General features: G+C 65.8%; 15 protein-coding genes. 8 read left to right on the forward strand and 7 right to left on the reverse strand.

Going from position 1 to position 14807, the window contains the following annotated elements; translation table 11 throughout:
* Nucleotides 1-144: 144 nt before the first annotated feature.
* From EOA23_RS07470 to EOA23_RS07480, 3 genes are read right to left on the reverse strand one after another with little or no spacing between them, the layout of a single operon-like run.
* Nucleotides 145-2439: a xanthine dehydrogenase family protein molybdopterin-binding subunit gene (locus tag EOA23_RS07470; protein WP_127303435.1), complete on the reverse strand. Its 2295-nt coding sequence runs from the start codon at nucleotides 2437-2439 to the stop codon at nucleotides 145-147.
* Nucleotides 2436-3419: a xanthine dehydrogenase family protein subunit M gene (locus EOA23_RS07475; protein ID WP_127303436.1), complete on the reverse strand. Its 984-nt coding sequence runs from the start codon at nucleotides 3417-3419 to the stop codon at nucleotides 2436-2438. The genes EOA23_RS07470 and EOA23_RS07475 overlap by 4 nt, the downstream gene beginning before the upstream one ends.
* Entirely contained in the window at nucleotides 3416-3916 is a 501-nt protein-coding gene (locus EOA23_RS07480; protein ID WP_189341535.1) for a (2Fe-2S)-binding protein, read from the reverse strand. The genes EOA23_RS07475 and EOA23_RS07480 overlap by 4 nt, the downstream gene beginning before the upstream one ends.
* Before the next feature lie 430 nt (nucleotides 3917-4346).
* Between EOA23_RS07480 and EOA23_RS07485 the strand changes: the two genes are divergently transcribed.
* Together EOA23_RS07485 and EOA23_RS07490 are read left to right on the forward strand one after the other, a co-directional pair.
* Entirely contained in the window at nucleotides 4347-4943 is a 597-nt protein-coding gene (locus EOA23_RS07485) for a TetR/AcrR family transcriptional regulator (protein ID WP_127303448.1), read from the forward strand.
* Nucleotides 4944-5224: 281 nt separating this feature from the next.
* Nucleotides 5225-6055: an aldo/keto reductase gene (locus tag EOA23_RS07490; protein WP_127303437.1), complete on the forward strand. Its 831-nt coding sequence runs from the start codon at nucleotides 5225-5227 to the stop codon at nucleotides 6053-6055.
* A gap of 8 nt (nucleotides 6056-6063) precedes the next feature.
* On the opposite strand, the gene EOA23_RS07495 is transcribed toward EOA23_RS07490, so the two are convergent.
* Nucleotides 6064-8145, reverse strand: a complete 2082-nt coding sequence (locus EOA23_RS07495) for an alpha/beta fold hydrolase (protein WP_127303438.1) — start codon at nucleotides 8143-8145, stop codon at nucleotides 6064-6066.
* 170 nt (nucleotides 8146-8315) lie between these two features.
* Here EOA23_RS07495 and EOA23_RS07500 point away from each other — a divergent pair, with 170 nt between their 5' ends.
* The 5 genes from EOA23_RS07500 to EOA23_RS07520 all read left to right on the forward strand — a co-directional run bounded on the left by EOA23_RS07500 (nucleotide 8316) and on the right by EOA23_RS07520 (nucleotide 12093).
* Nucleotides 8316-8570: a hypothetical protein gene (locus tag EOA23_RS07500; RefSeq protein ID WP_127303439.1), complete on the forward strand. Its 255-nt coding sequence runs from the start codon at nucleotides 8316-8318 to the stop codon at nucleotides 8568-8570.
* Nucleotides 8571-8759: 189 nt separating this feature from the next.
* Nucleotides 8760-9764: a LacI family DNA-binding transcriptional regulator gene (locus EOA23_RS07505; RefSeq protein ID WP_127303440.1), complete on the forward strand. Its 1005-nt coding sequence runs from the start codon at nucleotides 8760-8762 to the stop codon at nucleotides 9762-9764.
* Between the two features lie 74 nt (nucleotides 9765-9838).
* Nucleotides 9839-10630, forward strand: coding sequence for a 3-methyl-2-oxobutanoate hydroxymethyltransferase (locus EOA23_RS07510; protein ID WP_127303441.1), 792 nt, complete (start codon nucleotides 9839-9841; stop codon nucleotides 10628-10630).
* Nucleotides 10631-10638: 8 nt separating this feature from the next.
* Nucleotides 10639-11649, forward strand: coding sequence for a sterol desaturase family protein (locus tag EOA23_RS07515; protein ID WP_127303442.1), 1011 nt, complete (start codon nucleotides 10639-10641; stop codon nucleotides 11647-11649).
* A gap of 129 nt (nucleotides 11650-11778) precedes the next feature.
* Nucleotides 11779-12093, forward strand: coding sequence for a MocE family 2Fe-2S type ferredoxin (locus EOA23_RS07520; RefSeq protein WP_127303443.1), 315 nt, complete (start codon nucleotides 11779-11781; stop codon nucleotides 12091-12093).
* A gap of 42 nt (nucleotides 12094-12135) precedes the next feature.
* On the opposite strand, the gene EOA23_RS07525 is transcribed toward EOA23_RS07520, so the two are convergent.
* Complete coding sequence (locus EOA23_RS07525; protein ID WP_095820718.1) at nucleotides 12136-12435, reverse strand: hypothetical protein; 300 nt, start codon at nucleotides 12433-12435, stop codon at nucleotides 12136-12138.
* 151 nt (nucleotides 12436-12586) lie between these two features.
* Here EOA23_RS07525 and EOA23_RS07530 point away from each other — a divergent pair, with 151 nt between their 5' ends.
* A complete protein-coding gene (locus EOA23_RS07530; protein ID WP_127303444.1) occupies nucleotides 12587-13486 on the forward strand; it encodes a VOC family protein in 900 nt (299 codons plus the stop codon).
* A gap of 106 nt (nucleotides 13487-13592) precedes the next feature.
* On the opposite strand, the gene EOA23_RS07535 is transcribed toward EOA23_RS07530, so the two are convergent.
* Both EOA23_RS07535 and EOA23_RS07540 read right to left on the reverse strand, forming a co-directional pair.
* Complete coding sequence (locus tag EOA23_RS07535) at nucleotides 13593-14378, reverse strand: DUF2270 domain-containing protein (protein ID WP_127303445.1); 786 nt, start codon at nucleotides 14376-14378, stop codon at nucleotides 13593-13595.
* Between the two features lie 122 nt (nucleotides 14379-14500).
* Nucleotides 14501-14707, reverse strand: coding sequence for a hypothetical protein (locus EOA23_RS07540; RefSeq protein WP_126061490.1), 207 nt, complete (start codon nucleotides 14705-14707; stop codon nucleotides 14501-14503).
* Nucleotides 14708-14807: the final 100 nt, after the last annotated feature.

Here is a 14807-nt window from a genome sequence, read left to right on the forward strand (position 1 = left end):
ATGCCCGGCAGGGCAGAGGGGGTCGTCTCACATAGAGCGCCAGCGTTGTCTCTCGCCGAGCGCGGCGTCGGCGTTCCACGCGCGGCGACCCCCTCTGTCGCCTCCGGCGACATCTCCCCCTCAAGGGGGGAGATTAGGCCACCCTCAGATCAACTTCTCCAGCGTGATCGGCAGATCCCTTACCCTTTTCCCCGTCGCGTGGAACACCGCGTTGGCAATCGCCGGCGCGATCCCCACGATCGCCAGTTCCCCAACCCCTTTGCCGCCGAGGGCGGAGGAGTGCGGGTCGGGGATGCCGACCGAGATCGTCTGGATGTCGGGAATGTCGGCATTGGTCGGCAGCATGTAATCGGCGAAATTGCCGTTGACGATGCGGCCGTGGCGTCGGTCGACGATGCCTTCCTCGAGCAAGGCCTGGCCGATGCCCATGATGATGCCGCCCTTCCACTGGCTTTCCGCCAGCTTGGGGTTGTAGAGCCGGCCCGAGTCCAGCGCCGACACCACGCGCGACACGCGCACCGTGCCGAAATCCTCATCCACCCGCACCTCGACGAAATGCGCGCACCAGGAATGGCGCGACCAGTCGCCCTCGGTGTGAGGGATCGACTTGGCGATGGTCGTGTAGTTCGCGTAGCGCTCCTCCGCTGTCGTGGTAGCCGGCAGCGTGTCGCCCTTGGCTTCGATTCGGTCGCGCCCGACGGTGCTCATGAACTCGGCGATCGACAGCTCCGGCCCTTCGCCGCGCGGCGAGGCGATACGGCCGTCCCGCACTTGCAGCGTGTTCGCCTGCAGCTTCTGGAACGGCGAGCGCGGATCGGACAGCGCCAGGCCGATCAGCTCGTCCAGCGCCTGGCCGGCCGCTTTGTGGACGGCGCCGGTCATGACGCCGGCCAGGCGCGAGCCGCCGGTGACGCCCGCGCGGGCGAAGTGGGAATCCCCGAGCTTCACCGACACGCGTTCCACCGGCACGCCGAGCGTCTCGGCCGCCGTCTGCGCCAGGATCGTGTATGTGCCCTGTCCCATGTCGATGGAGGAGCTTTCGACCACCACCGAACCGTCGGCAAGGATCTTCACCACCGCCTCGCCATGGGCGCGCCGCACCGGATAGGTGCCGGCCGCCATGCCCCAGCCGATGAGCTGATGGCCGTCCCGCATCGAGCGCGGCGCCGCCGAGCGCTTCGCCCAGCCGAAGGCTTCCGCTCCTGCTGCAAAGGCTTCGCGCAACTGGCGTGTCGACCACGCCTTCTTCGCGTGCGGATCCTGTTCGGCATAATTGATCAGCCGCATCTCCAGCGGATTCAGCCAAAGCTCATAGGCAAGCTCGTCGATGGCGCATTCGATGCCGAAGGCGCTGGGGTTCTCGCCCGGCGCGCGCTTGGCTCCCGGCACCACCGTGTTGATCAGCACCACATTCTGCTTCGAGGAGAAATTCGGCGTGGCGTACATGATCGAGGTGACGGAGCCGAGCGGCTCGACCCACATGCCGTCGACCGCGGTCTCGTTGACGCCGCGATGCACGATCGACTGGATCCTGCCATCCCTGTCGGCACCGATCGCCACCGTTTGCCGCGTCGCGGCGCGGCCGCCATAGGAGGTGAAATTCTGCGGACGGTTGAGCACCAACTTCACCGGCCGCCCCAGCATCTTGGCCGCGGCCGCCGCCACCGCGCTGTGCGCCAGCGCCAGCGCCTTCGACCCGAAGCCGCCGCCGATATAGGGCGAGACCAGCCGCACATTCTCGAACGGTACGCCGAACCACTCGGCATAGGTGCGCGCCATCCCGTCCAGCCATTGGCTCGGCTCCCAGATGGTCAGTTCGTCGCCCTCCCAGCGCGCGATCAGCCCATGCGGCTCCATCGCCGCCTGGAATTCGCGCGGCGTGTTGTATGCCGCGCAGATGCGCACCGGGGCGGCGGCGAAGGCGGCTTCAGCATCGCCCCATTCCTTGGTCATGGCGTCGATCGGGATGCCGTCGCCGGCCTTGCCGTCGCTGAGATCGACGATGGCTGGCGTCTCGTCATACCAGACCTTGACCAGCGCCGCGGCTGCGACCGCCTGCTCGAAGGTCTCGGCCACCACCGCCGCGATGTGCTGGCCGGAATAGGTGACCTCGCGGGCGAGGGGGTTGTAGGTCGGCTGCGACGGCGGGTTGCCCAACCAGTCGGAAGCGCCCTTCAGTTCCATGATCGTGTCGGGCGTGAGCACGGCAAGCACGCCCGGCGCGGTCTCGGCCGCGCGGCTGTCGATGGCCGAGACCTTGCCGGCGGCGATTGTCGCGCCGACCAGCACTGCATGCGTCAGCCCTTCGAGCTGCTGCTCGAAGGCGTACTTTGCCGCGCCCGTGATCTTGGCCGGGCCGTCGACGCGCGACAGCCTTCCGCCCACCGCTTCGAGGCGCGCGCTGTCCGACGCGGCGTGCTTCATGTCATGAGCGGTCATGCCGTCTCTCCCAATTCGAGGATGGCGCGCGCGATCACGCGCGGCGCCAATGCGATCTTGTAGTGGTTGGCGCCGTGGTCGACGGCGCCCTCCATGGCGAGCTCGCTCGCCTTGCGGACGATGTCTTCGTCGAGCGCCTTGCCCCTTAGCGCGTCCTCGACGGCGCGGACCCGCCACGGCTTCGTCGCGACGCCGCCAAGTGCCACACGTATGTCACGCACGGTACGGCCGTCGCTTTCGAGCTCCAGCCCGACGGCGGCACTGGCCGCGGCGAATTCATAGGACTGGCGGTCGCGCACCTTGATGTAGGTCGAGCGCCTGGTGGCGGCCGAGCCGGGGATCTCGATCGCCGTGATCACCTCGCCGGGGCGGATGTCGTGCTCCTGCTCGGCGGTGGCGCCCGGCGCAAGGAAGAAATCCTCGACCTTGAGCCTGCGCTCGCCGAGATCGACCTCGGCGTCGAAGGCGACGAGCGCCACCGCGAGATCCCCTGGATAGGTGGCGATGCAGGCTTCGCTCACGCCAAGCACCGCATGGCCGCGCGTCACGCCGCCGATCGCAGAGCAGCCGCTGCCCGGCGCGCGCTTGTTGCAGGCCGGGAAGTTGGCGGGATCACGGAAGTAGGGGCAGCGCGTGCGCTGCATCAGATTGCCGCCGATGGTCGCCATGTTGCGCAGTTGCGCCGAAGCGGCCTGCCACAACGCTTCCGATACGGCCGGGAAGAGGCTCTTCACGTGCGGGTTGTCGGCGACATGGCTCATCCTGGCCAGCGCGCCGATGACGGCGCGGTCGGCGGTCACGTCGATGGCGTCGAGCCCTTCGATATGGCTGATGTCGATCACGGTCGACGGTTCGGCTACGCCGCATTTGGCGAGGTCGATCAGCGTCGTGCCGCCGGCAAGCAGCATCGCGCCGGGCAGGGCGGCCGCACTACGGGCGGCCTCGATACTGTCGGCGCGGAAGTAGGAAAAGTCTCTCATGAGCGCAGCTCCTGTGCGGCCTGGCGGACGGCGGCGACGATGTTTGGATAGGCGCCGCAGCGGCAGAGATTGCCGGCCATGTATTCGCGGATCTCCTCGTCGGAACCGGCATGGCCCTCGCGGATGCAGGCCACCGCCGACATGATCTGCCCCGGCGTGCAATAGCCGCACTGGAAGGCGTCCTGTTCGAGGAAGGCGGCCTGCACGGCGTTGAGCGTGCCGTCCTGGTCGGCCAGGCCTTCGATGGTGGTGATCTCGCGGCCTTCGACCTGGGCGGCCAAGGTCAGGCAGGCGAGCACGCGCTCGCCGTCGACATGGACGGTACAAGCGCCGCACTGGCCCTGGTCGCAGCCTTTCTTGGTGCCGGTCAGCGCGAGCCGCTCGCGCAGCGCGTCGAGCAGCGTCACGCGCGGCTCGATCTCCAGCGCTTGGTCGCGGCCGTTGATGGTGAGATGGACAGAAAGCGTGGTGGGACTGATGGTGACTTGGTCATTCATGGGGCGTCGGGCTCCGATTGCTGGACGCTTGAGCGGATGGAAATGGGGCTTGGGGGGTTAGGGGCAAGGGTGAGCGCCGGCTTCTCTCCCCCCTTGAGGGGGAGATGGCCGCGAAGCGGTCAGAAGGGGTCGTCTCACGTAAAACGCCGACGCCATTGCGCGTTGCGTAACACGCCGGCGCTTCACGCGAGACGACCCCCTCTGTCGCCTTTGGCGACATCTCCCCCTCGATGGGGGAGATTATACGCGCCGCGCTCCAGCGGGCAGGGCAAGCTTTCAGCCCTTCAGCACGTGACATAACGCTTCCCCTGGTTATATGATAAAAGCACTCCACTAAAACGGAGGTGCCTCCGTTTATTTAGCTGGGGTCTGGCCAGTCATGGTTCAACCCCCCATATTGCTTTGGTGGAAAAAAGTGCCCGAGCCCGAAATGATCGCTGAAGCGACGCGCGATGCGCCGGCGCCAAAGCCGCTGCGCGCCGATGCGCAACGCAACCGCGACAGGCTGGTCGAAGTGGCGGCGCAGATGTTTGCCAGGGACGGCGTCGACGCCTCGCTGGAGGAGATCGCCAAGCGGGCAGGAGTCGGCATCGGCACGCTCTACCGGCATTTCCCGACGCGCGAGCATCTGGTCGAGGTGGTCTACCGCCGCGAGGTGGAAGGCCTCTGCCACGCCGCTGACGAACTTGCCCGCGAGCATCCGGCCGATGTCGCGCTGGAGCTCTGGATGCAGCGCTTCGTCGACTACATCGCCACCAAGCGCGGCCTCGCCACCAGTCTGCGCCTTTTGCTCACCGCCAATTCGACGCTGTTCTCCGACACATCGGGCCGCGTCTCCGGCGCCATGCGAAGCCTGGTCCAGGCCGCTGCCGCCGCGGGAAAAATCCGCGCCGACGTCGACGCCTCCGATGTCATGCATGCGCTCGGCGGCATCTACTCCGCGCCCAACACGCCCGACTGGCGCGAGCGCTCAGGACGGCTGGTGAAGCTCTTGATGGATGGGCTGCGGTTCGGGGCGAGGGGCTGAAGCTCCTCCTTCTCGCCTTGTGGGAGAAGGTGTCGCCGAAGGCGACGGATGAGGGGGGGCTCCAGGGAAAGTCAACGTCTCACTCCGCTGGAACACCCCTCATCCGTCTCTGCGCTGCGCGCCGATCCACCTTCTCCCACAAGGGGAGAAGGAGAGCGCGCGAGTCACCTGCGCCCAGTCTCCTCTCTGCCGGCTTCGTCATTTTTTGCGGAGATCAACTCGTCATTTCAGAGCAAGGGCCTACATAGTCGGCACCCCTTCGCTCCCAAAAGGAATCTCCCATGCCCGAACAGCTCAAACTCAACGACGGCTCGACCATCCCGCAGATCGGGCTCGGTGTGTGGCAGGTCGATCCCGACATCACCGCAAAGGTCGTGCGCTGGGGCATCGAGGCCGGCTACCGGCTGATCGACACCGCCGAGGGCTACCGCAACGAGGAAGGCGTCGGCGAGGCGATCCGCGCGGCGGGCGTGGCGAGGAACGAGCTCTTCATCACCTCCAAGCTGCGCAACGGCGCGCATCAGCGCGACGCGGCGTTGCGCGCCTTCGACGACACGATGCAGAAACTCGGCATCGACCGGATCGATCTGTTCCTGATCCATTGGCCGGTGCCCAGCCAGAACAAATATGTCGAGGCCTGGAAGACGCTGGTCGAGCTGCAGCAAGCCGGCCGCATCAAGTCGGTCGGCGTGTCCAACTTCAACCAGGATCATCTGGAGCGCATCATCGGCGAGACCGGCGTGACGCCCGTCGTCAACCAGATCGAGCTGCATCCGCGCTTCCAGCAGCGCGACAAGCGCGATTTCCACAAGAAGCACGACATCCATATCGAGAGCTGGAGCCCGCTGGGCAGCGGCCGGCTGCTTTCCGACCCGACGCTGGAGAAGCTGGCGAAGAAGCACGGCAAGTCGGTGGCGCAGGTGATCATCCGCTGGCATTTGCAGGAAGGGCTGATCGTCATCCCGAAGTCGATCCACCAGGAGCGCATCGCCGGCAATTTCGACGTCTTCGATTTCGAGCTCGACGCGGACGACATGCAGACCATTCGTGGCCTGGATTCCGCCGACGGCCGCACCGGTCCCGATCCGGCTACGGCGGCGTTTTTGTTCTGAAACGAAGGTCAGGGGCCTGGCACGCCGGTGACGGCAAAATACTGGAGCGCGCCCGGCAGGCCGCTCGCTTTCATCTCGCCTTGTACCTCGAAGGTCAGGCCGGAGCCGACGACCAGGTCGCGCATTGTTCGCGATGCGATGATCTGGCCCGGCCGGCCATGATCCAGAAGCCGCGACGTGACCTCGATCGCGATGCCGGAAAAATCCCCGCCGCGCGTCTCGCACTCGCCGATGTGAATCGCCGCGCGCACCTCGAGGCCGCATGGCTTCAGGCGGTTGGCGATGGCCATCGCGCATTCGATCGAGCGCGTCGGCCGTTGGAACGCCGCGAGCAGCCTGCCTCGCGACCGCCTGATTTCCGTGCCGCCGCCAAGCAGCAATTCGTCGCGAATGATGTCTGCCCGCTCTGAGGCCTTCGCGTCGTCGGCCGCGCCGTCGATGGCGAGCGCCAGTACCGATATCAGCACCCTTTCCGCTCGCACCGCCGGCAGCGCGCCGGTCACGAAATCCCTGATCTCGTCGATCAGGCCGTCGCAGCCTTCGCCCCAGATTACGTGGTCCCGGCCGGCAAGCTCGACATATCTGGCGTCTTCGATATGCGCCGCTAGATAGCGTCCTTCCTCCGGCCTCACCCACCGGTCGCCGGTTCTCTGCAGCACCAGCGTCGGGACATGGATCGCCGGCAGGATATCGCGCACATCGATCTCGGTGCCCCAGCGCCAGAGCGCGACCGCGTCCGCCGGCGAGGCTGAATTCCTGAGATAGGCGGCGAACCACTCGCGCTCGACCATGTTGTCGATCAGGCTGGGCGCGGCGTTGCGCATGTCGGCCGGCTCGCCCCATTGTCGCTCGACGGTGTCGATATCCTGTTGCACCTCATCAACCGTTCGGGCCCAGGGGTAGTCCTTCGACCATGTGCCTCTCGCATAAGCTCCAGTGAGCACCATGGCCGCGGTGCGCTCCGGATAGGTGGCGGCAAACAGGATGCACATCGGTCCGCCTTCGGAGCTGCCGAACAGCACCGTGCGATTCGAGCCGACCGCGTCCAGCACGGCGCGCACGTCTTCCATGCGTTGCTCCAGCGTCGGCAGGCCGACATTGCGGTCAGAGAGGCCGGTGCCGCGCTTGTCGATACGGATCAGTCGCGAGAAGGAGCCGAGCCGCTTCAGCACATGCGCGAAGCGCGGTGATCCCCAGGCAAGGTCGAGATTGGAGACCCAGCCCGGCACATAGACGAGGTCGACCGGCCCATCGCCCGTGATCTGATAGGCGATGTTGACGCCAGACGATTTGACATAGCGGGTGGGCGGTCGCGCGGCATCGGGGTCGGCGCTCGAAGCCGGGGGCCGGGCAGGGGACGCGGTGCGGCGGGCGCGCAGATCCTCATGCAGGTGCCGGGTTTCGCCTTCCGGCATCAGCCGCAGCTCGCGCTGCAGCGCGTCGCGGCAGAGCTCATACTGCTTCAGCGCGAGATTGATGCGCCCTTGCGCCGCGTAGCTTCGCATCAGGGCGCGGTGGGCATCCTCGCGCAGCGGCTCCATCGCCACCAGGCGCAGGGCGGCCCGTATGCAAGAAGCCGGATCACCGGCAGCCGTGTAGTGAATGATGAGCCTGTCCAGCGCGGACACGACGATCGCCCGCAGGCGCTCACGCTCGACCCGCAGCCATTCCTCGAACGGCTCTTCTCGCAGGCCGAGCCCGTCGAGCAGGTCGCCGCGATAGACCGCCACGGCCCGTTCGAGATCCTCAGTCGCGGTACTCGCCGCCAGCGCCTCGAAGCGCGCCACGTCGAAATCGAAATCGTCGAGGTGAAGGGCGATGTTCGCGCCATCAGTCAGGAAGCGGCCGCCGCCGGTGACGCTCATGGCTTTGCGGACGGAAGAGACCGCCTGCCTCAGGCTCATCCGCGCCTGGGCCTCGCCATTGAGGCTCCACAGCAGCGCGGCCAGCTTCTCGCGCGACTGCGCCTGGCCGGCCTGCAGCGCAAGATAGGCCACCATGCCGCGCGCTTTGCGGCTGAAGGCGGGAGCCTTCACCCCGACGCCGGCAAAGTCGAAACCGCCCAGCAGGTGAAGATGCGGCGCCGTCATCGGAAGCCACCCCGACTGTGATCGAGCCAATTCTTTCGCTTAGCGGTTGCTAATTCAACCGCGATCTCATGCGGGTGGTCGTTTTCACGATTTCATCACGCCAATTGCTCCGCGTCTCTCACGGCCCCTGGGCAGATTGTCCGCACTGGATACTGATTCAGGAGGATGCCGTGCAACGCCCAAGCGAATGGCCATTTTGGCATGACGCCGACCGACCCGGCGAACAGGACATCGGCGCGCCGTTTCGGCAGGATATCGCCCTGTCGCGGTACCTGGACCGCCAGCGCGAGCATCGGCAGGCAGGTATGCCCATTGTCGATTTTGAAGGGGTCGCGCTTCGGCTTGTTGCAGCGGTGGCCCGGGTTGGCGCGGCAGTGTCTCGGCGGCGCGCCGAAAAGGGCTCTCCTCTCACACTCAAGCCTTGAAGCCGCCTTCAACAGGGGCGGCAAACGCCGGTAATTGGCGAAGGTTGCAGGAACGTCGCCTTCGGCGATACCGCCAATCTACCCCGTGGGGGGATGTCGGGCAGAGGGGCGCGAGGGAAAGCCAACGCTCAACTTGGAAAACTTACAACCTCTGGCTACCTTGTGTTCTGACATCCCGGGAGCCTACCCATCTCAAAGCCCACCTTCCTCGAAATCGCGCGCCGCGCCGGCGTCGGCACGGCGACGGTCGAGCGCGTGCTGAACGGCAGGGGCGGGGTGCGGCCGCAGACGGTCGAGAAGGTGGTGGCGGCGGCGCGTTCGCTGGATTACCCGCGCCGGCTGCCGGAGGCGCATCGCGGCGTCATCCGCATTGAGGTGATCCTGGTCAGGCCGGACGCAACCTTCTTCGCCCGTCTTTCCCGCGCCTTTGAGCGCATCGCCGCGACGCTCGACCGCTCGATCGCCGTGCACCGTACCTTTCTCGACGAGACGAATCCGGCGGCGATCGCCAAACGCATCCTTGAGCCGGAGATGCGTCGCGCGGCGCTGATCCTTGCCGCGCCCGACCATCCGCTGGTGAGCGCGGCGCTGCGCAAGCTCGAGGCGGAAAGCATCCCGACGGTGCAGATCGTCACCCAGATATCCCTCACCAAGAGCAGCTATGTCGGCATCGACAATTACGCCGCTGGCCGCATGGCCGGGCTGCTCATGGCCAAGATGCAGCGGCGGCCCGGCAAGGTGATCGCGATCTGCCATAGTCAGATCTACCGCGTGCACCGCGACCGCGTGCGCGGCTTCTTCGATTACCTGATCGAGGAGGACAGGGTCTTCGAGCCGGTCGCGGCCCTTTTCGGCTTTGACGATGGCGATCGTAATGCCGAGCAGTTGCACGAGGCCTTGAAGCGCTGGCCCGACCTTGCCGGCCTCTACAATGCCGGCGGCGCCAACACCGCACTGAACAAGGTGCTGCGCAAGCACGGCAGAGGCCGCGATATCTTCTTCGTCGGCCATGAACTCACCGAGCGCAGCACCAAGGCCTTGCGCGAGGGCACGATGGATGTCGTGCTCGACCAGGCGCCCGAAGCGCAGGCGCGCCGCGCCATTGACCTGGTGCTCGCCGCGCTCAATTTGCACGACCTGCCGGTCGAGAACCCACCGATCCGCTTCATCACCTTCACCGCCGAGAACCTTTGATCTGATTTGATCAAGGAACAAGCGGCGCCCACCGGGGCGCGGTGTTATCTCCTCGCGAAACGGGAGGATCATCGGTGGCGAGACGGCTGACGGCCTACGATTTGCAGAGTGCCAAAGGCAGCAGAAAGTGGCTGCAGCTGCATGTCGACACCCCGGCCGAGGCGGCGGCCGCGGTCGCCTGCGACATCGTCATCCTCTCCTGCGAGCCCGACCATAATCTGGAAGCCATCCGCCAGGCGGCACCTTACGCGTTCCTCTCCGTCGGCATGCCGCATGGCGCGGTCGCCTCTCCTGAAGAGGCGGTGCGGCTTGGCTTCGCCATGATGAAGCGCGGCGCAGACGCGATCTATTCATCGCACTCGCCGCGCTTCATCGAGGCCATGGCCTCGGAGGGCATTCCCGTCACTGGCCATGTCGGCCTGGTGCCCAACCGCGCCACCTGGACGAACTTCCGCGCCATCGGCCGCACCGCCGAGGAAGCGCTCAAGGTGCTGCGCGCGGCGAAGGATCTCGAGAATGCGGGCGCCGCCTGCATCGAGGTCGAGGTCGTGCCGGTGCGCCTTGCCGACCATATCACCCGCTCGACCCCTCTGATCACAATGGGCATGGGCTGCGGTAGCGCCTGCGACACGCAGTATCTGTTCTCCTGCGATGTGCTGGGGACGCATGCCGGTCACTATCCGCGCCATGCCAAGCGCTATGCCGACTTCGTCACCTTGGAAGCCGAGCTGCAGGAAAAGCGCATCGCCGCCTTCCGCGCCTTCGGCCGCGACGTCGCCGAAGGCAGCTATCCGGAAGCGAGGCACCAGGTGGACATGGACGATGCCGCCTACGACCGCTTCCTCACCCTTGCCCAGTCCCTGTGAGGCCCATCATGGACGATTTGCAATTCGGCACGCGCAACAAGCGGGGCGACTGGACCCCGAACGAACCGGCCGGCACCGCGCCGCTCTTCGTCTTTCCGCCGCGCCCGCTGGCGGTGCTGAAATGGCTCCCGAGCTATTTCCTGCCCTATAATCTGCTCTTCGCGCTGACCGCCGTTGTCTGGTGGCGCTACGTGCTGCCCGACGCCGAGACGATGAGGACGCTCTCCGTCGGCTGGATCCTGCGGCTGTTCCTCGTCAACTGCGCGGCGCTGCTGGTCTTCTTCGGCGCCTTCGAGCTTCGACTCTACATTTTGAAGGCCCAGGGCAACCACTTCAAATACAACGGCAAATGGCCCTCGGAGCAGAAGAACAAGGCCTTCTTCTTCGAGAACCAGAACATCGACAACATGCTGCGCACCTTCGGCACCGGCATGCCGATCTGGACGGCGATCGAGGTGGCGATCCTCTACGCGTACGCCAATGGCTACGTGCCGTGGCTGACCTTCGCCGAGCACCCGCTCTACCTGTTCCTGCTGGCGCTGGTGGTGCCGGTCATCCACGAGACGCATTTCTTCCTGCTGCACCGCGCCATCCATTGGGGCCCGCTCTACAGATGGGTGCATTCGGTGCACCACAATTCGGTCAACCCGTCGCCCTGGTCGTCGCTGTCGATGCATCCGGTCGAGCAGATCGGCTATCTCGGCGTCGCCTTCTGGCACCTGATCATCCCGTCGAATCCGGTCCTGGCGCTTTACCAGCTCCACTATGCCGGCTTCGGCGCCATTCCCGGCCATGTCGGCTTCGACAAGATCGAGCTGACCGAGGACACGTCGGTCGATAGCCACGCCTACATCCACTACCTGCATCACAAATATTTCGAGGTGAACTACGGCGACGGCCTGATCCCGTTCGACCGCTGGTTCGGCACCTTCCACGACGGCAGTAAGGAAGCCGCCGCGCGCATGGACGCCCGTTACGAGAAGAAGAAGGCGCGTGCCAACGCCGCTGCCGCGAAGTGACGCCTGCACAGACAGCCACGCAGAGCCTAGTTGCGCACCCACTTAAGCAATCCCGCAAGGGGCCGAAAATCAGAGGCGGAGTGAGTCGGCGCTCCGGTGAGGCGACTTCGCAAAGCAAAGGAAAAGAAGATGACCAACTGGGTGAGAGCTTGCCGTCTCGACGACATCGAACAGGAAGGCGCGCGCCGCTTCGACCATGGCGGCAAGACTTACGCCATCTTCCGCTCGCCCGACGACGAGGTCTTCTGTACCGACGGGCTCTGCACGCATGAAGCGGTGCATATAGCCGACGGTCTCGTGATGGACTACGAGGTCGAATGCCCGAAACATGCCGGCGCCTTCGACTACCGAACCGGAGCCGCCAAGCGCCTGCCGCCATGTATCAATCTGCGTACCTATGGCGCGAGGGTCGAAGCGGGGGAGGTGATTGTGGCGGTGGGGTGAAAAGCTCCCCCTTCTCCAACAAGCGAAAGGGAGATGCCGGCGCTAAATCCCTTCCCCATCCACCAGCGGCACGTCCTCGCCCTCCCAGGGGCTCGGCATCGAGCCTCGCCCGGCGCTTGGCAGCGGCATCCAGCATCTGAGTTCCGGCTCGGCATATTCGACCACCCGGCCGGGCGAGGAGTCCGAGGCTCGCCAGCCTTCCTCGCCGAACTGGTCGGCACGCGACCAATAGGCCATGTCGACCTCGGCCGGTCCCTGCTCGGAGGAGCGCACCGTCACCAGGATGCGGCTGCCGTCCCGCGGCGCGCTCGCCATGTTGCGCCAGTGGTCGGTGTCGTCCATGGGAGGTCCTCCTGCTTCGTTCGGAGCTGCTGAAAACAGCCTGCTTTGCGATAGTCGCCGCCCGCCGGGGAGGGGTCAACCCGAACTTGGCGCGAGACATAAATATCATTCGGAGCTAATATATCTACCGACCGCAATCGAGCAGACGACGATGGACGAAGGATTGCTGTCTCAGGCCACGCGTCTCGGGCCGGTCCATCTCAAGGTGACCGACATTCCGGCCGCCTTGACCGTCTGGCGCGACACGCTCGGACTGGCGCCGGCCGGGGAGGACGCCGTCCTGGCGCAGCTCGGCGCCGGCGGCCGGACGCTGATCGTGCTCCATGCGGGCGCGGAATTCGCCCTGCCGCAGAAGTCGCGCGATCTCTTCCACGTCGCCATCCACGTCACCACCCGCCGCGACCTCGCGCATGCGGCCGCTCGCCTCAAGGCGTCGGGGTTGCGATACAGCGCTCAGGACCACCTCGTTTCGGAATCGCTCTACGTCTCCGATCCGTCCGGCAACGGCATCGAGATATGCTTCGACACGCCTGAACGCCTGCTGCGCCGCGAAGTCTCGCCCGACGGCCGCGTGTCGCTGATTGCCGTCGACGGCAGCGCGCATTCCGGGCTGGAGCCGCTGGACATGTCGGGCCTGCTGCGCGACCTCGGCAATTCCGGCCATGTCGAGCCGAGGATGGCGCGGGACGCCTTCATCGGCCACATCCATTTGCGCGCCCGCGCGCCCGAGGCGCTGATGGAATTCTATCTCGGCGTGCTCGGCTTCCGGCCGCATATCCAGTCCCGGACCTTCGGCATGTTCGACTGCGGCACCGAGCTTCGCGCGCATATGATCGCCTTCAACATCTGGGCGCGCGGCGAGCTGCGCGAACCGCCGCCCGATGCCGCCGGCCTCGACCATTTCACCATCGAGCTTGGCTCGGCGCAGGAGCTCGCCGCCGTGCAGCGCAGGCTCGAAGCGGCCGACGCGCCGGCGAGAAGGGAAGGCGGCGTGATTTCGACCGCCGATCCGGAGGGCAATCGATTGCGGCTGTTCCGGGCGGGGCAGTAGGGCAGTAGGGGAATAGGCGAATAGGCGAATAGGGGTGGAAGTCGCTGTGTTCGCGTGGCCTGATTTTCTTACTGCCTTACTGCCTTACTACCCTACCCTCCTTCCCTCACACATGCACATCACCGACGGACAGCTCGCCGTCATCGGCGCGGATGAGGAAGGCGGCGGCGAGCAGCGCGAGATAGCAGGCCGCCACGCCGCTTACCACGACGATGCCGGGGATGGGTCCCAGCGTCGCCACCCGGAATGTGTCGACCAGCGAGGCGCCGAAGCCGATCGGCGAGCCTTCGCGCGACAGGCTCGGCGTGGTGATCTTGAGGATCCAGGCAAGCAGCAGGATCGTGTACATGAAGATGTAGTTGCGGCGCAGCCGGCGGATCAGGGCCGCGCGCTGCGTGATCAGGAAACGCGGCGAGCGCAGGCCTTCGCCGAGGATGGCCAGCCAGTTGGAAGCGTAATCCGGCTGCGGCGAAAAGATCTGCGCGAAATAGTAGCGCTCGAACTGCCGCACACGGGCGCGGTAGACGTCGAAGAAACGGTAGCGCCGCGCCTCTATCCACAAAAGCAGCGTGATCAGGAGCATAGCGAACAAGAGCACGCCGTGATGCGCGGAAGGCGTCGACAGCGACACCGACAGCATCGCCGCCACCACGGTGATCGCCCAGTTGCTGGTGCGGTCGAGCCTGTCGCGCCAGCCGGCCATGCGCGCGATCTCGGCGCGGTGGAAATGCGACAGCGTCGTGGTGAATTCGGGAGAGCTGAGCTTCAGCGCCAGCGTGTCGGAAGCGCGGGGCGGTGCTGCCTTTTCGGTGGATCTTGCCGGCGCGTTCGCCTCGATGGATTTCGCGGCTCTGGCCGCGTCGGTGGATTTTGCGGCCTTCGTCTGGGACATCGTGCCATGCGCCTCCCGCCGCCATGGCCGGCCGCATCCCGACTTAAGAACAGGCCGGCCACACCCCGTATAGCACAACGTGTGGCCGGCCCAAAATGTTCCCGCCTTTTCAGGCGGATAAGTCAGGATGCAAGCGGCGGAACGCCGCCATTCGCGCGCCGCGGAAAGGGCAGCACGTCGGCCACCGGCCTGGCATGCTGGGCTGCCGCCACCGCGTCGATCACAAGGTCGAGTGCCTGAAGCGCCGCGCGGCTCGTTTCATCATCGCCACGCAGGTAATGGCACGCCCGGTCGAGGTGCAGGTGGGCGGCGGCAAAGTCGCTTTTCATTAGCTTCTCCTTATTGCCCCGCCTTGGCGGCCAACATCGTCGAGTCGCTTTACCGCGAAGCAAAAATCGGCGCTGGCATTTGAATAGAATTGTAGGGAAG

Source organism: Mesorhizobium sp. M2A.F.Ca.ET.042.01.1.1, assembly GCF_003997405.1.
GTDB lineage: Bacteria > Pseudomonadota > Alphaproteobacteria > Rhizobiales > Rhizobiaceae > Mesorhizobium.

Excerpts from the sequence above, each read along its gene's own strand:
- EOA23_RS07470 (WP_127303435.1), bottom strand. The coding sequence starts at position 2,439 with ATGACCGCTCATGACATGAAGCACGCCGCGTCGGACAGCGCGCGCCTC.
- EOA23_RS07475 (WP_127303436.1), bottom strand. The coding sequence starts at position 3,419 with ATGAGAGACTTTTCCTACTTCCGCGCCGACAGTATCGAGGCCGCCCGT.
- EOA23_RS07480 (WP_189341535.1), bottom strand. The coding sequence starts at position 3,916 with ATGAATGACCAAGTCACCATCAGTCCCACCACGCTTTCTGTCCATCTC.
- EOA23_RS07485 (WP_127303448.1), top strand. The coding sequence starts at position 4,347 with ATGATCGCTGAAGCGACGCGCGATGCGCCGGCGCCAAAGCCGCTGCGC.
- EOA23_RS07490 (WP_127303437.1), top strand. The coding sequence starts at position 5,225 with ATGCCCGAACAGCTCAAACTCAACGACGGCTCGACCATCCCGCAGATC.
- EOA23_RS07495 (WP_127303438.1), bottom strand. The coding sequence starts at position 8,145 with ATGACGGCGCCGCATCTTCACCTGCTGGGCGGTTTCGACTTTGCCGGC.
- EOA23_RS07515 (WP_127303442.1), top strand. The coding sequence starts at position 10,639 with ATGGACGATTTGCAATTCGGCACGCGCAACAAGCGGGGCGACTGGACC.
- EOA23_RS07520 (WP_127303443.1), top strand. The coding sequence starts at position 11,779 with ATGACCAACTGGGTGAGAGCTTGCCGTCTCGACGACATCGAACAGGAA.
- EOA23_RS07525 (WP_095820718.1), bottom strand. The coding sequence starts at position 12,435 with ATGGACGACACCGACCACTGGCGCAACATGGCGAGCGCGCCGCGGGAC.
- EOA23_RS07530 (WP_127303444.1), top strand. The coding sequence starts at position 12,587 with ATGGACGAAGGATTGCTGTCTCAGGCCACGCGTCTCGGGCCGGTCCAT.
- EOA23_RS07535 (WP_127303445.1), bottom strand. The coding sequence starts at position 14,378 with ATGTCCCAGACGAAGGCCGCAAAATCCACCGACGCGGCCAGAGCCGCG.
- EOA23_RS07540 (WP_126061490.1), bottom strand. The coding sequence starts at position 14,707 with ATGAAAAGCGACTTTGCCGCCGCCCACCTGCACCTCGACCGGGCGTGC.